Origin of the sequence: Thermosporothrix hazakensis, assembly GCF_003253565.1 — a bacterium.
GTDB classification, from domain to species: Bacteria; Chloroflexota; Ktedonobacteria; order Ktedonobacterales; family Ktedonobacteraceae; genus Thermosporothrix; species Thermosporothrix hazakensis.
The window spans coordinates 228,185-245,050 of sequence record NZ_QKUF01000008.1 but is presented as its reverse complement, the minus strand read 5'-3'; the positions used below and the strand labels follow the sequence as shown (position 1 = coordinate 245,050).

14 protein-coding genes are annotated in these 16,866 nt (G+C 54.0%); 7 read left to right on the top strand and 7 right to left on the bottom strand.

The window, feature by feature from the left end; translation table 11 throughout:
• Positions 1–433: 433 nt before the first annotated feature.
• Entirely contained in the window at positions 434–739 is a 306-nt protein-coding gene (locus tag EI42_RS14185; RefSeq protein ID WP_211326168.1) for a mersacidin/lichenicidin family type 2 lantibiotic, read from the top strand.
• A gap of 131 nt (positions 740–870) precedes the next feature.
• Entirely contained in the window at positions 871–4,152 is a 3,282-nt protein-coding gene (locus EI42_RS14180; RefSeq protein WP_170142617.1) for a type 2 lanthipeptide synthetase LanM family protein, read from the top strand.
• 76 nt (positions 4,153–4,228) lie between these two features.
• Here EI42_RS14180 and EI42_RS14175 read toward each other — a convergent pair whose 3' ends face one another.
• From EI42_RS14175 to EI42_RS14160, 5 genes are all read right to left on the bottom strand, one after another.
• Positions 4,229–4,885 (bottom strand): class F sortase, encoded by a 657-nt coding sequence (locus EI42_RS14175; RefSeq protein ID WP_111323063.1) that lies wholly within the window; start codon positions 4,883–4,885, stop codon positions 4,229–4,231.
• 97 nt (positions 4,886–4,982) lie between these two features.
• Positions 4,983–5,432: a hypothetical protein gene (locus tag EI42_RS31915; RefSeq protein WP_137686027.1), complete on the bottom strand. Its 450-nt coding sequence runs from the start codon at positions 5,430–5,432 to the stop codon at positions 4,983–4,985.
• 280 nt (positions 5,433–5,712) lie between these two features.
• Complete coding sequence (locus EI42_RS14170) at positions 5,713–5,979, bottom strand: mersacidin/lichenicidin family type 2 lantibiotic (RefSeq protein ID WP_111323061.1); 267 nt, start codon at positions 5,977–5,979, stop codon at positions 5,713–5,715.
• A 349-nt stretch (positions 5,980–6,328) separates the two neighbouring features.
• A complete protein-coding gene (locus EI42_RS14165; RefSeq protein WP_111323059.1) occupies positions 6,329–8,638 on the bottom strand; it encodes a peptidase domain-containing ABC transporter in 2,310 nt (769 codons plus the stop codon).
• 10 nt (positions 8,639–8,648) lie between these two features.
• Entirely contained in the window at positions 8,649–9,218 is a 570-nt protein-coding gene (locus EI42_RS14160; RefSeq protein ID WP_137686028.1) for a hypothetical protein, read from the bottom strand.
• Positions 9,219–9,439: 221 nt separating this feature from the next.
• Between EI42_RS14160 and EI42_RS14155 the strand changes: the two genes are divergently transcribed.
• Positions 9,440–9,964 (top strand): hypothetical protein, encoded by a 525-nt coding sequence (locus EI42_RS14155; RefSeq protein WP_111323055.1) that lies wholly within the window; start codon positions 9,440–9,442, stop codon positions 9,962–9,964.
• An 837-nt stretch (positions 9,965–10,801) separates the two neighbouring features.
• On the opposite strand, the gene EI42_RS14145 is transcribed toward EI42_RS14155, so the two are convergent.
• Entirely contained in the window at positions 10,802–11,221 is a 420-nt protein-coding gene (locus EI42_RS14145; protein ID WP_111323051.1) for a hypothetical protein, read from the bottom strand.
• A gap of 222 nt (positions 11,222–11,443) precedes the next feature.
• Between EI42_RS14145 and EI42_RS14140 the strand changes: the two genes are divergently transcribed.
• Together EI42_RS14140 and EI42_RS14135 are read left to right on the top strand one after the other, a co-directional pair.
• Positions 11,444–12,277, top strand: coding sequence for an SGNH/GDSL hydrolase family protein (locus EI42_RS14140; protein ID WP_137686029.1), 834 nt, complete (start codon positions 11,444–11,446; stop codon positions 12,275–12,277).
• A gap of 174 nt (positions 12,278–12,451) precedes the next feature.
• The gene (locus tag EI42_RS14135) at positions 12,452–13,150 is read left to right on the top strand and encodes a nitroreductase family protein (protein WP_111323047.1); all 699 of its coding nucleotides are present in this window, start codon (positions 12,452–12,454) and stop codon (positions 13,148–13,150) included.
• Here EI42_RS14135 and EI42_RS14130 read toward each other — a convergent pair.
• Positions 13,122–14,105: a GNAT family N-acetyltransferase gene (locus EI42_RS14130; RefSeq protein WP_170142616.1), complete on the bottom strand. Its 984-nt coding sequence runs from the start codon at positions 14,103–14,105 to the stop codon at positions 13,122–13,124. The genes EI42_RS14135 and EI42_RS14130 overlap by 29 nt on opposite strands.
• Positions 14,106–14,740: 635 nt before the next feature.
• Here EI42_RS14130 and EI42_RS14120 point away from each other — a divergent pair.
• On the top strand, positions 14,741–15,244 hold the full coding sequence (locus EI42_RS14120; RefSeq protein ID WP_111323041.1) for a hypothetical protein: 504 nt from the start codon (positions 14,741–14,743) through the stop codon (positions 15,242–15,244).
• A gap of 12 nt (positions 15,245–15,256) precedes the next feature.
• A complete protein-coding gene (locus EI42_RS14115; protein WP_137686030.1) occupies positions 15,257–16,387 on the top strand; it encodes a hypothetical protein in 1,131 nt (376 codons plus the stop codon).
• The last annotated feature ends 479 nt before the right edge of the window (positions 16,388–16,866 follow it).

The window sequence follows — 16,866 nt, the reverse complement described above, 5'->3', positions numbered from 1 at the left end:
TTACATACAGCTTTGACTCGCCTGTCAAGCGCGTTGAGCCGATAATCTGGCCCGCTTTCCGGGTCCTCCTCAGGAGCATGAAGTCCTATAGAGATGCCGATTCCAGGATCGAAAGAAGTGCATGTTTTTGTGCCCATAGTCGTCTTGCACACAGAAAATCGCTCATAGAGAGCGATTATAGAGAAGTGAGAAAATTCCTTGAGGTGTCTGTGAGTGCTTTTCTGCTGTATGAGTGGATAAATTTAAAACTATATGTATCTGTTCGAGTATAATATACATAGGTGCCCGATGAACGGCAGATGTATAGGCTCTATATACAGAGTAGAAGCCTGATTTCGCCACTATTTATGGTGAAAAAAACGGAGCTATGCAGAATCCTTTTGTGAACGCGGGTGCCAACGACTTTACTGTGAGTATTGAAAGGAGTTTCATAATGAAGCACGAGATCATTCGCGCGTGGAAAGATGCATCATATCGCAAATCCCTTTCCGTTGAGGAGCTGGAGACCCTGCCCGAGAATCCTGCTGGCATCATCGAGCTGAGCGATGCCGAGCTGAAAGCCATTCAGGGCGGTCATGACTACGATGATGACCATCATCACCATCACCACCATCGTCATCATCGCCATAGCAGTTCCTTCTTTTCCAACACCGAGATCAACACAGTTGCCGTTATCTGCTTGCAGTCGGCCCTGCTGCTGAACATTTGTATCACAATGGGTACGGACTGCGTTAACTAAGCTCGTAACGCAACCAACTTTCCATATAAAGAGAGGTTAGGATGTTTTACCGACATCCTAACCTTTTTGTGCATCGGGATGTGTGGCAAGGGAATTTTCCGTTGTCCTGTACAGCAGAGAGAAGAGAGTATATGCAAGAATCAATTTCCAAACGGCAGCTTTCAAAATATCCCGTCTGGCAGCATGCATCATGGTATGCAGCCATTTCACTGAAAGAGCGCGTTGCGCTCCAAAATATGAGTAATGGTGCAATAGAGCAATCACACTTTGAAATGGGTATGGCGCAGAGCCGCCTCGACGAGTGGAAGGAGCAAGCCCCCTTTCGCCACGATACTGAGCTTTTCCTGCGGCGGCTTGCCCTCGATGGACTGACCGAGCAAGAGCTGTTAACCATGCTGGCAGAGCCCGCGCATTCGCTGCAAACGCGGGTGGGGGTGCGTCCTGAGTGGGTAGAGCGGCTTCGCTCCGCGTTTGAGGCACGGGATCAGGCAGATGACACGCTGGAACTGACCTTCCTTGAGGAGTTCCTGAAAAATCAGGCGTTGCTCTCTCCCATGAAACCTTTGCTGGTGCAGGCGTTAGTGCGGCTCAGCAAGGGTATTCATGCGCTTTCACAACGCTATACGGTTGTCCCGTTTGAGCTCAAGACGATCTGCGTCCCGCTGCTGTCGCAGTTGCCCGGGCGCTTGCTTCCCCGGTTTCTCAAGACCTTTGTGCTGGAACTCAATGTTGCGCGGCTTGAAGAAAAGCTGACTGGCGAGACCTCCGAGGAGCGTTTTCAGGATTTTGTGCGGCAGCTCTGTGAGCCTGGACGCATGCTGCTTTTGCTGGAAGAATATAATGTGCTGGCTCGTTTGCTGGTTGAAGCGCTTGACCAGTGGGTGGAGACATCGCTTGAGTTGCTTGAGCGACTGTGCGCCGATTGGGCCGAGATCTGTGCCACGTTTGCTGTACCCACGACGCCGGGTGCGCTGGTCGATATTCAGACGGGCAAAGGCGACACGCATCGTGGCGGACGCAGCGTGACCGTGCTGACATGGAGCAGTGGTTTCCAGCTTGTCTATAAGCCGCGCTCTCTGGCGGTCGATGTCCACTTTCAGGAGCTGCTGGCCTGGCTCAACGAGGCGGGTTTTCAGCCTGCATTTCGGACTCTGCGCATTCTGGATCGAAAGTCCTATGGCTGGATGGAATTTGTGCGCTGTCAGTCCTGCACCCTTGAAGAAGAGGTTGAGCGCTTTTACCGCCGCCAGGGTGGCTATCTGGCGCTGCTCTATGCATTGGAGGCGGCAGACTTCCACTTTGAGAATTTGATTGCCGCTGGCGAGCATCCCATATTAATTGATCTGGAAGCCCTTTTCCAGCCGCGTCTGAGCATGCAAGCAGTCGTCGAACAGGGCTTTATCGATCCCGAATGCATAGACCGTTCTGTGTTGCGTATTGGCCTGCTGCCCTATCGCATGTGGTCCAGCGAGCAGGCAACGGGTGTTGATATCAGTGGGCTTGGTGGACAGGCCGGGCAGGTTGTTCCGACCATGATTCCGAAGTGGGCTGAGGTGGGCACCGATCAGATGCGCCTGCGCAAGGAACAGGGGCGGCTTGCTGCCGGACAGCATCGGCCAAAGCTTGGCGAGCAGGACGTTGATACCCTCTCCTATCAGGATGCCATCCTTGAGGGCTTCACTACTGTCTACCGCATTCTCATGGAGCGGCGTGAAGAGCTGCTTGAACGCTTACTCCCCTCCTTCGAGAATGCTGAAATTCGCTGTGTGCTGCGCCCTACATTCCTGTATGGTGTTCTGCTGATTGATAGCTTCCATCCCGATGTGTTGCGCGATGCCCTTGAACGTGATCGGCTCTTTGACCGGCTCTGGATTGGCGTGCATCAGCGGCCTGCTCTTGAGCAGGTGATTGCTTTTGAGCGGGCGGATCTCTGGCGGGGTGACATCCCTGTCTTTACGACAACGCCGGGTTCCTGCACGCTTGCATCGAGCAGTGGTGGATGTATCGAGCACTTTTTCGCTGAGCCCACCCTGACCGCTACCCGGAGGGTCATTCAGAATCTGAACAAGAATGACCTTGAACGGCAATGCTGGATTATTCGGGCTTCCTTTGCCACAATGGCACTCGGGAGCGATAGGCCAAAGCGCCGGGCGATGCTGAGCACTTCTGCTCGCGTGTCCTCTACTCCTGAGCGCTTGCTTGCTGAGGCACGACGGGCAGGCGATCGCCTCAACGAACTGGTATTCCTCAACAAGGGAGCGGTAAGCTGGCTCGGAGTGACGCCGATCAGTGATCGCGAGTGGCATGTGTTGCCCGCTGATCTTGACCTCTATGGTGGCGTGGCGGGCATCACGCTGTTTCTGGCCTATCTGGGCGCGGTTAGCGGCGAGGAGCGCTACACAACGCTTGCACGGCAAGGACAGGAAAGCCTCACCTCTCGCTTGAAATGGCTCAAGGAGCGACCGGCTGCGCTTGGCGTCGGACCTTTCGGCGGAAACGGTGTCAGCGGTTGTATCTACCTGCTGTCACATCTGGGGGCGCTCTGGAACGAGCCGAAGCTGTATCGTGAGGCTGAGGCGCTGGCGGATCTGTTGCCCGAGATGGTCGAGCATGATGAGCTCTACGACATCATTGGTGGCGCTGCCGGCGGTATTGGTGCGCTGCTGAGCCTGTATGCTGTCGCGCCCTCGGAGAAGATCCTGTCGCTTGCCTGCCTATGTGCTGATCATCTGCTGAGTAAGGCGCGCACGATGAGGCGCGGGGTTGGCTGGTCTGCGCAGGAAGAACAGGTGCCGCTGGCCGGGTTCGCGCACGGGAACGCAGGCATTGCGTGGGCGTTGTTGCGGCTCTACGCGCTGACCCGTGAGGAACGTTTCCAGCGGATGGCTCTCCAGGCGATTGCCTACGAGCGCTTTGTCTTTTCGGAGACGCGCCAGAACTGGCCCGATCTGCGCGGCCATTCGGCATCCATTTTCGATCAGGCGCTTGAGCGAAGCTGTTCCTTCATGATTGCGTGGTGTCATGGTGCGTCGGGGATCGGGCTCGGTCGTCTGGATACGCTTGACGTGCTGGACGACGCCGAGACGCGGGCCGAGATCGAGTGCGCCCTGCGAACGACGCTTGAAAACGGCTTTGGCTTTAACCACTCGATCTGTCATGGCGACATCGGGAATCTGGAATTCCTGAGGGCAGCGGTGAAGCGCTTCCCGTCCTATGCAGAGCGCGTCCGTGAGGTGGAGGAGCGAGTGCTTGGCAGCCTGGTGGAACAGAACTTTGTGTCTGGCCTGCCAAACGGTGTCGAGACGCCGGGCCTGATGGTCGGGGTTGCGGGCAGTGGATACGGGCTGTTGCGGCTGGCGGCTCCCGAGCTTGTGCCTTCGGTGCTGCTGCTTGCGCCACCCCGTGTCCTATAAGCCGAGAGGTAACAAAAGAGGGAACTCCGCTGGCGGGCGGGGCTCCCTTTTTTTGTGCGTATGCTGGCGGGGATAGTCAGGAGTCTACGCGCTGGGTGAAGACAACCAGGCGCTCAGTGGTGCGTTGTAGCTCAGGAACCCAGTCACCGGCACAGGTAATCAGGTTCAGGTAATAGCCGTCGCTACGCCCGAAAATTTCGTTCAGAGGCGCCTCAGTGGGCTTGTAGGTGACGAGGCGGATTACTTTGAAGGTTTGTCTCTCCTGGCCACTCGAAATCAGAATGCGGTCGCCCGGTTGCAGGCGCCTGAGATCCCAGAAGACAGCAGGCTTCCCTCCTGGCCGATCGAGATGGCCGGCAATCACCGCACTGCCCTTTTCTCCCGGTTTGGGCCCGAAGCGGTACAGGCCCACGTGTTCCCAGGGGTTATGGGTTGGCAGGCCCATTTCGCCCGTTGGGAGGATGCCCACCGACTCAACCGGGGCTTTGAGCTTGATCGCCGGGATTTCCAGTTGCATCGCCAGGAGTTCGCTGTGCGGGGTTGGAGTCGTCGTCTGGAGCGGGTTCGCCCGATGTTGATTATCATGGGAGCGTGAGTCGGGCTGAATAGTTGCTTGAATAGCCTGGTTGAATGGAAGGTGGGGGGCTCCCTGAAGAAACCAGATAAAGACGCTGAGAATGAGACTGGCGGCAAGCAGCAGAATGATGATTCGCCGATTTATAAAATGCCGCATGGATAATCCTTTCCTTTCCCTTCTCAATGGAAGAAGGTAGAGAGAAAATGCTTCTCTCTACCTCAGAATGATGACAGTGTTTAATGCTTGTCCGGTACTAGACGTGTGCGTTTGGATCAGAACCGGTCGGCGGCAACTGCGGCACGATCACAGGAGCCTGGGGCTGTGGTCTCACTTCCTGTGTCGGTGCGGGCCTCACTTCCTCTGTGGGTGCAGGCGTGGGCTTCACTTCCTCTGTGGGTGCAGGCGTGGGCTCTTCCTTCACAGGAGGTGGCACCTCTTCATAGCAGTCGTCGCAGCAGTCGTCGCAGCAATCGTCACAGCAGTCATCGCAGCAATCGTGACCACAGAAATCACCGAAATGGTGGGAGTGCATGGGGGCCATTTTCCCGGCTGGATGCAGACCGGCGGCTTTCGCTGACGAGGTTTGAGAGAGTGCGCCATGCATTGCAGCGGCGGCCAGGGCCAGTAATGCAACCAGGAGTAAACGACTGATGGAAGCGATGTGTTTCTGTTGACCATTGGTCCGTTTGTTGTTGGAAATCATTGTCTTTTTTCTCCTCGTATTCGATAGTTTGTGTCGACATCCATTCCAGCGGGTGTCAGCTTTTCATTCCTGGATCGGCTTTCTCTGCTGATCCCTGCCATCTTTATCTGACGCCAGATGTCAACTTTTCAAGTAAGAGAGAATGGAAAAATTCTCTAAGTAGTTTTAGTATAAACTGGGACTAAAGAGAAACATTAGAACATACCGGTGAAAGCTGCTAAAAGATTGCAAGGTTAGGGCAGCACCCTAACCTTGCGACAATGCGTAGGTCCTCCGAGAATTACGAGATGCAGTCTGTACCCATCGTGATACAGAGGTTCAAGATGAGGAGCGACTGTGCGCAGATAACAGCGACAGTGTTAATCTCAGTGTTCTTCTTCAGACAGCATTTTCTATGATGATGATGTCCGCCCTGGATGCTCTCAAGCTCGGCATCGCTGAGCTCGATGGCGCCAGCAGGATTCTCGGGCAGATTTGCCAGATCCTCGGAAGACAGGCTCTTGCGATATGATGCATCTTTCCATGCGCGGATAATCTCGTGATTCATGTTATGTTCTCCTTTCAATACGTTCATTCATTGGAATGATATTCCCTCCCATCACCCACTGTATAGCTTCCCGGCGAACTCTGGTAGAGCAAGTAGAAATTACTGTTTCCCCTCTGGAAGCTATACTTTTTTGTGTTGGTCGGATATCCATTTACATTATACTGATGGTGTTATATCGTGTGTATAAATATGTGTGTTTTTAAAAGAATGGCCATTCTGCTGCTTGTAAAGTCTGCCGAAGCCAATTCAAAAAAAGTCTCGCCTACCCAGAAATACTGGATACGAGGCGAGACCTGCCGGCCTTTTTCGGTTCAGACGGCCGGAAATCTGATAGAGGCTGTAAGAGGGATCAGGAAGTCTGTTTCTGCTGCTTCTCAAATTGTTGCTTGAGCAACTCTGCGTAGTAGCCTCCTTTTTTCATCAATTCCTCATGTGTGCCCTTTTCCACGATTGAGCCCTGATCAAGCACAACGATCATATCGGCGCTCCGAATTGTGCTCAGGCGGTGCGCGATAATGATCTGTGTGCAGGAAAGCCCTTGCAGATTTTCGGTGATGCGCTGCTCTGTAATGGCATCCAGGCTACTTGTGGCCTCATCCAGCAGCAAAATGCGCGGATTTCGCACAATCGCCCGGGCGAGGGCCAGGCGTTGGCGCTGACCACCAGAAAGCGCGCTTCCGCCCTCGGCTACCATCGTGTCATAGCCCATAGGCATCTGGACAATATCTTCATGGAACGCGGCGATCTGGGCGGCTTTCATTGCCTGCTCTTTGCTGATCGAGCTATCGTCAAAGGTGATGTTGTGCATAATGCTTCCGCTGAAAATCGAGGCTTCCTGCAACACCACACCGAATTGACGGCGCACCTCAGAATAGCGCATCAGATCTATCGGAATGCCGTCGAGCTGAATTTTGCCACTGGACGGTATATAGAGGCCGAGGAGCAGCTTACCGAGCGTACTCTTCCCCGAGCCGGTTCTACCTACAATCGCGACCTGCTGGCCCGGCTCGATCACCAGGTTGATGTTTTTCAGTACCCAGGGACTATCAGGCCCGTAGCGGAAGCTGACGTTGCGCAACTGGACATGGCCCGTCAGCTCTGGCGGCGAGATGACCTGCTGATTATACTGTTCTGGTTCAGCGGCGATCACGTCGGCCAGGCGCTCAAAATGGGCGTGTACCAGTTGTAACTGTTGCCCGCTGCTGATGAGCGAGGTCAGAGGCGAGAGGAAGGCCGCCGCCAGGCTGTTCATTGCCAGCATAGTACCAATGGTCATCGAGCCGTTCAGCACCAGGAACGCGCCCACGCAGAGCAGCAGCAGCGGGGTGGTGGTGCGAAGCAGGTTCATGCCTGTATCAATCAATGTCTGGATATAGCTGCGCTGAATCAGGACGTTGAGCTGATCAAGGAAGAGATTCGACCAGCGCTCGTGGGCCCGCTGCTCAGTGCCTGATGATTTGATGGTGGCGATGCCCGCCAGTACCTCGCTCATATAGCCCTGAGCCTTCCCCTGTGCCGAGAGCTCGCGATTGGCCATGCCACGAATATGATTATAGGTGCTTATCATCAGGGTGGCCTGAAGCGCCCCCATAAGCAGCGCGATGGCGGCAAAGGTAGGCGATTGCCATAGGAGAATCAGCATATAGGTGATGACCATCACGCTATCAAGCAGGGCTGACACAAACGGGTTGGTCAGGGTATCGCGAATCACGGAATTACTCTCGATACGCGAGAGGAGATCGCCATTTGAGCGCTGCTGAAAGAAGTTGTACGGCAACGAAAGCAGATGCTCAAAGAAGCTGAACATGATGTTCATATCGATGCGTACGCGCAGGTAGACGATGACCCATCCGCGTAGCAGCGTGGTGATTGCCTGAACCAGCAGCAGAAGCATGACGCCAACCCCGATAATAGACATGATTTCAGGCGTTCGAGTTGGCAACACATAATCCGTCACCAGCTTGGTGAGCAGCGGCAGAAGCAGGCCAAAAACCTGAAGAAGCGCGGAGGCTGCCAGCACTTGCAGCACCGCGCCGGGAGATCGTTTGAGCGTTTTCCAGAGAAAGGTTGCCAGAATCGGCGTTCCCGGTGAGGTTTTGCGCCGCTTGAAGCGTGGCCCAGGCTCGGCCAGAATAGCGATCCCTGTAAAGCCCTCATTCAGCTCCTGAAGGGACATTTTCTTCCGCCCGCTCGCCGGATCAATCACAACGGCATATTTTGGCGTCCAGCGCTCGACAATCAGATAATGGTTGAATTGCCAGTGAATAATGGCCGGTAGGGGCAGGCGACTGAAATCGCTGCGCTTCATGGCAACGGGCTTGACCTGGAGCCCGAAGCCGCGCGCCGCCTGCACAATGCTCAGAGCCGAGAGTCCATCTCGTCCGATGCCGAATTGCGTGCGCAGCTCTGAAATGCTGGTCTTGCGCCCATGATAGCTGAGCAACATGGCAAGACAGGCCAGACCACATTCTACTTCGGTCATCTGGATGAGGACAGGGACCCTCTTTTTAAAGAATTGACCCCAGAGACGAGCCAGGAAGGGGCGCGGGCGCACCTGCACCTGCTCGATAGGCACAGTGTCGAGTTGCCAGATATCGGGATTCTCGCTGGACTTCGCGGGGGGCGGTAACGTTAGTTTCTGCTGTTGCTTTGTTTCCATTGCATCCTTCTTATAGGTCCTTCAACTTGTTCACGAGAAATGAATAAATACTCTCCTTACCGACGGTCACACGGGCTTTTAAGAGACTGCCCGTAAAGGCCCCGGGCTCAAGGTTGGGGAGTTCAACAAGCACGGCTGCTGCGGGCTGCGTCAGCGGTAAATAGGGCCTGGCGGTCAGCCGATAGCGCTGCGCAACCGTGCGCGGATCAACCAGCCCCGGCTCGACCTGTTTGATACTGGTCTCAATGTCGGTGTTGCTGATGCCAAGCGTGACGCGGACGGCTTGCCCGGGCTTGAGCTGTTTTGCATATTTCGGCGCAACGAAGATGACGGCAACGGCGGAATCAGTCTCTAGCTGATTGGCTGTTTCTTTGCCCAGAATGACGCCTGCTCCCGGGGTATACTCTGGAATATCGGTAGAGTATGCCAGTCCGCCGATAATCAGAAACAGACTGAGCAGAACCCAGAAACACGCTACAATTGGCCAGAAGTAGAAACGCAGTCGTGAGCGTTGTTCCCGCTTCTGGAAATAATTTCGTACCGCTTCTTCTCGAAAAATGGGTAATTGAGGAGCTATCATATGTATATTCACCATTAACTAGAAATGTTTCTCCTACAATTAGTATAAGAATCAACACAAGTCTATTGATATACTTTATATCAACACATTTACAAGAATATTACCTGAAGCCTCATATAATGGAATTGGCCTGAAGAGTGTACTCGATTAGCAGTATGGAAAAATGTTGTGGAAATGATCGTTTTTTTGAGAAAAAGTGTTGTCTGGAAGGAGGTTCCACCGTGGAACAGGAGATATCAGGGGGTTCTGTCAAGCAGCTTATCCTCCGCTATGCACTCATTGCCGGGATCATCGCCTGCCTGGTCGTGATTGTGAATTCCAGTATAAGTCTATTCGTTCGCGCCCAGGCTGCTCCCAATGATGCACAACTGCTCTCCTTGATTCTTGAGATTGTCACTCTGTTGTTGAGCCTGACGGTCTACTTCGTGATCGGGTTCTTGCTTGGTAAAAAAACGGGGCGTGTGCGTCCCGGGCTGTTTGCGGGCCTGTGGACGGGCCTGCTGTTTGGGGGTATTAATATCGTCAGCGCGCTGGTACTGCTGCTGACAGTTGTGCTCCCGGGAATGGCTGAGGCGCTCGGAACGCAGCCCTCGCTGGAGCAGATCATCACCTCGAATCTGCTGCTGAACTGGCTGCTTAGTCTGGTGCTGGCAGTGCTTATGGGAGTCTCAATGAGCACCTGTGGCGCGATGATCGGCTGTAAGAAAAAGTTTCAGCAGAGCTCAATTCCAATCTCACAGGCATAATCCAACCTTCTCGGTCGCTCTTCGCTTTTGACGGAGGGCGGCTTTTTTTTGCCGATCCCATGTCTTTACTCTACAATATACAAAATAGATACATTACAATTAGAGAAATTATTATAATAAGATAATAAGAGGAAAGCTTTTTTCCAGATCTGTAGTGAAAGGAGTTCATCAAAGAGCGCTTCATGTGAAAGATGCGAGGCGTCGATGAGCCCGCCAGCATAAAAGGAGTCGGTTATGTCAGAATGGATGAACTGGGAAACGCTCGGATGCTTACTGACCATTATCGCCATTTTCATTCTGACGCTCATTCTCCTCTATCTGCTGAGTCAGACGCCGCTCTTTCGCTGGTAGGTCGTTTTTGTTGCTTGCTTGCATCCTGAAACCGAAATACACTGATAGGCGGGCGCCTTTTGATAAATACTATCAGACATAGTCGTATTTTTGCATATTATATTTTAGCAACGGGGTATACTGCTCATTGAAGCAAGCAGGTTCGTTGAAGAGTCTGTTTGTTGTGCCGCTCTGTGAGAGCGCGGACGAGGAGCGCCTATCAATGTGTGTCAACCGCACCTGATAGCAGTACCTCTTCATTTGTACTGTGCCACACGCAGTACTCCATTCAGCACACACCAAAAGCGAGACGAGAGCAATTCCTTCTCTCCGGGGATGAAGAGGAAGCGAATCGCTCTCGTCTCCTTGTGTGTGTTGGTATAGACGAGGGTTTCCACATTGACTTCTTTTCTCAGTACGAGAAAAGAGGGGGTACCATCCCTGTGGATCTGCATATTTCTATTGTACTTCTGAATCAAAATTCTTCTATTGGGAGTCAGATGTGTTCTACTGACAGTCGGATGGCTTGAAATCGGAGTGGTAAAAGGGCAGGATTACGCGCAGGGCGGCGGTTGAGAAGTGCCCGTTTCCGTGACAACAACAGGCACTTTCCTGCTTTTCGAGGGCTGCAAGGAGTCGGGTGAGGGGGATGGAAAGCGTCAGAGCGGCGTCGCTGATATGCAGGCTATGCCCATCATACCAGAGCGTGAAAGCGTTCTCTGTATAGCTCTGGTAGCATGTCGGAGCGTGTGCAATGCGTGTGAGCATCTCTTTGAGTGCCGTGAGCATGGTGGCCGAAAGGCGTAGAGAGCGCTGCTGCACCAGCTCAAAGGTGCCGTCAGGGTGCGCGATCAGGCGGAACGTCTCCGGTGGTTCCACCGAGGCGGGCTGCTCGGCAAGCAGGTAATGTTGTTCTTGTGTTGTCATCACACCAATACCTCGATTACGAATTCTCCAGCAAAAAACGGTGAGAGAGTATAGGTATATTGTATTCTTTGCTCCAAAACCCCCGTTTTTGCTTGCTTGATTGCCAGCATGCTCTACGGATATTTGAGGATAAAGGTATAATATATAGTAAGTAGGCAGTTGGTTCGAACAATAGTGTAACCACTGTTCTTTTACTGTGATGGGTGGAAGGAGGTTGTTGAAGTGGCAAGACGGGTATCAAGGCGGGTGGTTGGCTGGTTGGCGGCGCTGCTCTGTATACTCTCGCTTTTCTGCATTCCCTCAACGCTGGCCGGTGCGCGTATGGCCGTGCCGATCATCGGGCCAAAGGAGCATTATCTTGCTCTGGGCGATTCGATGGCCTTTGGCTATCAGCCGAATCTCGATTTCGATCATGGCTATGCTGAATACTTCTATCAGAACTTGCGCCAGTATGGGACCAGCTCCTATGTGAATATGAGCTGCCCCGGCGAGACCAGTAAGACGATACAGACCGGAGAGTGTCCCTATCCGTTTCTGCGCAAGTACCCCTATCTTGGATCGCAGCTTGAGGCGGCGCTGACCTATATCAACGAGCATAAGGGCAAGGTCAGCCCGGTAACGTTCAATATAGGCTCGAACGACATTCTCTCGTTCTTTGATGTGAAGACCTGTAAGGGAGATGTGCCCCGTTTTCGGCAGGCGCTTCAGCAGATGGACATGCAGTTGACACAGGTGATCTTCCCGAAGCTGCGCGAAGCCTTGACCGTCAACGGCGAGCCGACCGGTGATATTATCCTGGTGAATTACTATAATCCCTTTCAGAATGAGTGTCCCAATACAGTTCAGTTTATACAGGAATTGAATGGTCACCTTGCCGCGGATATTCGGGGTTATGGGTCGCTGGTAGACACGTTTGCTGCCTTCGGGGGAGCGGAGACGCCGAATCTACGAATCTGCGCGTATACCTGGATCTGCTCCGATTTCCACGATATCCACGCAACGCCTGAGGGGCATCAGGTCATTGCGCGGGCTATTAGCAGAACGGTTGGCTACTAGCGCTCTATCGTGTTTCATGTGGGCGAGGGGAAATACCTCTCGCCTTTTCATTTGTGGCTCGTGATGTGGTACAATACTGGAATACGACAATACGAGCAAAACCGGGCGCATCCTCTCCTCTGAGACGCGCTGAAGCAGGTGCCAGCTTCAAAAGCAGAAAGGAGCGAAAACCCTATGTCCGGCAAGAAAGCCTATCCCTTTGTCCCCTACACGGCCCACCGTTTAAGCCCCGAAGCGCAACGAGACGGCGTTCGTCTCTATCTTGAGACGATGACACGCAGACGTACCATCCGTGAGTATTCCAGCGAGCCGGTCCCCTTTGAGTTGATTGAAAACGCGATCCGTGCGGCCAGTCTGGCCCCGAGCGGCGCAAATCAGCAGCCCTGGACGTTTGTTGTGGTCAGCGATCCCGAGCTGAAGCGTCAGCTTCGTGAGGCTGCGGAGCGTGAGGAGAAGGAGAGCTATGAGCATCGGATGTCGCGGGAATGGTTGGAGGCGCTGGAACCGCTTGGTACGGACTGGCATAAGCCGCATATTGAACAGGCTCCATATGTCATTGTGGTCTTCGCACAACTCTACGGACTTGAAACCCTGCCAGACGGCTCACAGCGCAAGGTGAAGCATTATTATGTACAGGAATCGGTTGGGATCGCGGTTGGGATGCTGCTTTCGGCCCTGACTTTTGCCGGCCTGGCGACCCTGACCCATACACCCAATCCAATGGGGTTTCTGGGCCAGATCCTCAAGCGTCCAGCCAACGAACGTGCTTATGTCTTGATTCCGGTTGGCTATCCTGCCGAAGATGCAGAGGTGCCCGCGATCGGGAAAAAGCCGCTTGATCAGGTCATGGTGCGCTTTGATGGGCGTCGTTGAGCAGCTTTTCGTAGCGGATCTCTACATTGGGCATGCGGGACATACCTGCCTTCTCGTAGAGGTGGAGCGCTCCCGTCGGGTTTTCGAGGTCGACATTGAGCTGACAGCAGACCGCTCCCCGGCGCTGAAACTCGTGAAACGCGGTCTGGAGGAGTGCCCGGGCCAGCCCCTGCCGTCGATACGGCCGCCGCACCGCCAGCGCTTCGATCCAGCCGAGTGGCTGCTTCTTATGGTCCTTATGCTGAAAGCAGAGCGCGTAGCCTGCGATTGTCTCGTTCTGAATGGCAAGGAACCAGAGCGAGGGGTCAAAATCGGGGCGCTGGATATTATGCAGTTTCCAGGTTGTGAATGAGCTCGGGACATATCCCCAGCTATCCTGAAACGCCTCGTTGTCGGCCTCATAAGTCGCATACTCATCCTGTTCGGGTATGAAGGTACGTAGCGTGAACCCTGCGGGGATCTGCGGCGGTGGCGTCTCGCGGTCAAGGGGATAATCCATTTTGGCGAAGGTGCGTGTTGCTGTGTAGCCTTCGCTCTCAAGCAGCGTGCGGGCGGCGGTGTTGCTGCCTGTCACCCAGCTCAAGAGGGTGGCCGGAGCTCCAGCGGCGACTTCGCGGGCGCGTTGTTCGGCGGTGCGCAGAAGCAGCGTGCCGAGCCCAGAGCCGCAATACTCCGGATGGATGCGCGAGGAGATCACCATGTTGAGCGGGGCATCAGGCGAGCGCCAGAGCGAGGCAAAGCCAATACAGCGCTGCTCGGTTGCAACCAGTAACCAGGCGTCTCGGGCCAGGGAGAAAAGGGGGGTCTTCTGAAAGGCGTCTGAGAGTGCGCGGCTGTGTTCCTGTGCGGTGCGGCTGTTTTGCCCGGTCTCTGCCTGTTCGCAGATCGCCAGCAGCTCACCGATGGCATGGAGATCTCTCCAGGTGGGCGCTCGCATGCGAAAATAGCCAGTCATGGCTTTCTCCTTCCATATGCCATTGTTTGGGAATCCTTTCACATAGCGAATACGAGCGTTCTGTTCTCTCTTCATTATAGCAGACAGAAGACGGTTTTGTCCTGTGCAAAGGGAGGGACGACAGCGTTTTCATATGAGTACTTTTGGAAACATGAACGGCGTGAAAGTTCTTTGCACGATGCGTGTTCTTTGCGCTGCCGTTCGCGCCCGAAAAGGAGGAGAGTCTGCGCTATTGCCAGCGATGCAGAGAGAAGTATGATTATATCTCTATCCGGTTTTGCATTGTGTGTAGAGTGAGATAGTACTTTTTTTGGAAAGAGACATGTGTAAAGATGTATCAGAAAAATTCATTGTATATATCTTTATGCAAGGGAAGAATGGTGAAGTTTATTATTATTGACATGAAGGTACAGGCATGTTATTTTTCTATCAGGATACTTTCCGGAAGAAAAACAATTTATGGTTTATACTGTATTTCAATACTGTGGTTTTCGGGATGTCATCGGTGGGGAGAATATACATGGACAGAAGATGGACAGAAGCAACGGGCCCTTTCCTCTCTTTTCCCTCCCAAATGATGCGCGTTCCAGGCAGTAAGTGCCTGGCGGTTTGATTGCAAAGGAAAGGTCTTGTGCGTGTACATCCTTGATTTAGAGACCATGTTGGAAGTCCTGACATACCATCGCAGGACAGGGGTGCTCTCGGCGGATCTTCCTTCAGGTGGCCCGATGCTGAAGGAAGCCTGTCACCTTGAGATTATGGTTGACAGGGGAAAGGTGCGCTCCTGCTCGATTACTGACCAGAACGGTCATGTCCTGATGGAGAACGAGCAGGCATTGCAGATGATCAAGAGTCTGGGAGTAATTCGCTGGAGGTTATCCGAGAGCGCAAAGAAGGCCGCGTTACAGGAACTCCCTGCTACCGCTGCTGCCCGCTCTTCTGCGGGCGTTCCCCGGCGGCTGGTACATCTGGGAGCGGAGCATATGGCCTCGTGGCCGCGCCTGTATCGCAGTGTTTATGCATTGATCGATGGACAGACGAGTCTGGAGCGCATTGCCCGGATGCTCTTTGTTATGCCGGGAGTTGTGGAGCAGGTTATTTCTGATTTGCGCTCCATTCGCGTCGTGGATATGGACTAAGTGAGGAGCTGGATGATGTGGAAGGCGGAAAAAGTGCGTATCAAGGGCGATTCAAGTAAGCTTCCAAAGGTGCCCTCCTATTTGCGCGTTCAGGGGTCCGGTGATAGTGGCCTGCTGGGCTGGTGGTATCGGCTGGCAGCCCCTGAGAAGCCGGGTGAGTTGATGGATATGGAGAAGCGGGAAACCTATCGCAGGGGGAGGCTGGCGAGTCTGATCTTGCTGGCGCTGCTGTTCCTGCCGCTGACGGCTCTACCGCTGGCCTTGCGAGCCGCGACCCTGGCACCGACACTGATTGTGGCTGGTCTGGCGCTGGCGACCATCTTCGCGCTGGTGGTCAACCGCTTCGGCTCGACTATGCTGGCCGGCTGGATCGCGGTCTGTGCCTGTATTGCCGCAACCATGCTCGTCTTGCTCTGCTCGCCACGCGGCATAAGCGTGATTTCATTGCCAATCCTCTGTATTCTGGTGATCCCGGAGCTGCTGGCTGCGTCGCTTTTGCCTCCTCGTGTTGTTTTTGGGGTGGCGCTCTTTAACTGTGGCTTTGCCTGGTGGGCGCTGGCTTTCCTGCCGCATACGACGACGGTTGCGCGGCTGCTAGAACTTGGCCTGCCATACCTGTTGCTGATCCCCACGAACATCTATATTACGGTCGCGCTGATCGCCTATCTCTGGGTGCGCAGTGCTGGCCGGGCGATTGCTCGTGCTGATCGGGCTGAAGAGATCGCGCGGCTTGAACACGATCTGGCGATTCAGATGCAGGAGAAGGCGCTGCAAATGGAACAGCTCGACCAGAGCATTGAGCAGATTATCCAGACACAGACACGCGTCGCGAATGGAGACCTGAACGCGCGGGTGCCGCTGACTCGTGAAAACCTCCTCTGGCCGGTTGCTGGCTCACTGAACAATATCATCGCTCGCTTGCAACGCGCGCGTTCCGCAGAAGAGGAGCTGGAACGCACCAGAAAAGAGGCGGAACAACTGGTAGAGGCGCTGCGGGAGCTTCGCCACTCCCAGGAGCAGCTTCAGATAACACGTGGTGGCACCGTGGTTGATGCGATCGCGGTCGAGCTGGCGACGCTGCTCAACGGGCGGATCGTGACGGGGCCGCTTGGCACTCCTTATCCACTGAAAGAGAAGCAATAATTCCTCCGTTCGGTTCGTACCCTTGTTGCCGACTCACAGGCAATGTATCCCGGTGAGAGATGGAGATAGGTGTTCCTATCTACCATCTCTTTTTCATGTTCTGTTATGATATAGTGAGAAGTGTAAATCTGTTCAGACTCTTCCCGTTTTTATGTGCTCCTGAAGCAAGAAACAACCGGCTCTTCCATATATGGATCTGGTAATGTAGTGCTTCTCTATCCCGAGAAAGCCTTCTTGCTTCAACGGGCCCGTTCGGTTTGTCGTCTAATTTGTGATGATTGCGTTTTGTGGCCGTCGGCGCGCATCGTGAACCGGGAAGAGCTGGCATAAACCATTCAACATATGGTAGAGTACGACCCGGCTCCATTGATAGGTAGGGCGCTGGCTCTATGGAGGGGCGCTGCTGATAGCTGGTGGAGCAACCAGGAGTGCGAATCAGGCGTTTGTGCAACGAGTTGCCGATGCGATGCGTACCTTGT

What these genes read in the sequence shown, in the direction of transcription:
- EI42_RS14185 (WP_211326168.1), top strand. Translation starts at nt 434, where the DNA reads ATGAAGCACGAGATCATTCGCGCGTGGAAAGATGCATCATATCGCAAA.
- EI42_RS14180 (WP_170142617.1), top strand. Translation starts at nt 871, where the DNA reads ATGCAAGAATCAATTTCCAAACGGCAGCTTTCAAAATATCCCGTCTGG.
- EI42_RS14175 (WP_111323063.1), bottom strand. Translation starts at nt 4,885, where the DNA reads ATGCGGCATTTTATAAATCGGCGAATCATCATTCTGCTGCTTGCCGCC.
- EI42_RS31915 (WP_137686027.1), bottom strand. Translation starts at nt 5,432, where the DNA reads ATGATTTCCAACAACAAACGGACCAATGGTCAACAGAAACACATCGCT.
- EI42_RS14170 (WP_111323061.1), bottom strand. Translation starts at nt 5,979, where the DNA reads ATGAATCACGAGATTATCCGCGCATGGAAAGATGCATCATATCGCAAG.
- EI42_RS14165 (WP_111323059.1), bottom strand. Translation starts at nt 8,638, where the DNA reads ATGGAAACAAAGCAACAGCAGAAACTAACGTTACCGCCCCCCGCGAAG.
- EI42_RS14160 (WP_137686028.1), bottom strand. Translation starts at nt 9,218, where the DNA reads ATGATAGCTCCTCAATTACCCATTTTTCGAGAAGAAGCGGTACGAAAT.
- EI42_RS14145 (WP_111323051.1), bottom strand. Translation starts at nt 11,221, where the DNA reads ATGACAACACAAGAACAACATTACCTGCTTGCCGAGCAGCCCGCCTCG.
- EI42_RS14135 (WP_111323047.1), top strand. Translation starts at nt 12,452, where the DNA reads ATGTCCGGCAAGAAAGCCTATCCCTTTGTCCCCTACACGGCCCACCGT.
- EI42_RS14130 (WP_170142616.1), bottom strand. Translation starts at nt 14,105, where the DNA reads ATGACTGGCTATTTTCGCATGCGAGCGCCCACCTGGAGAGATCTCCAT.
- EI42_RS14115 (WP_137686030.1), top strand. Translation starts at nt 15,257, where the DNA reads ATGATGTGGAAGGCGGAAAAAGTGCGTATCAAGGGCGATTCAAGTAAG.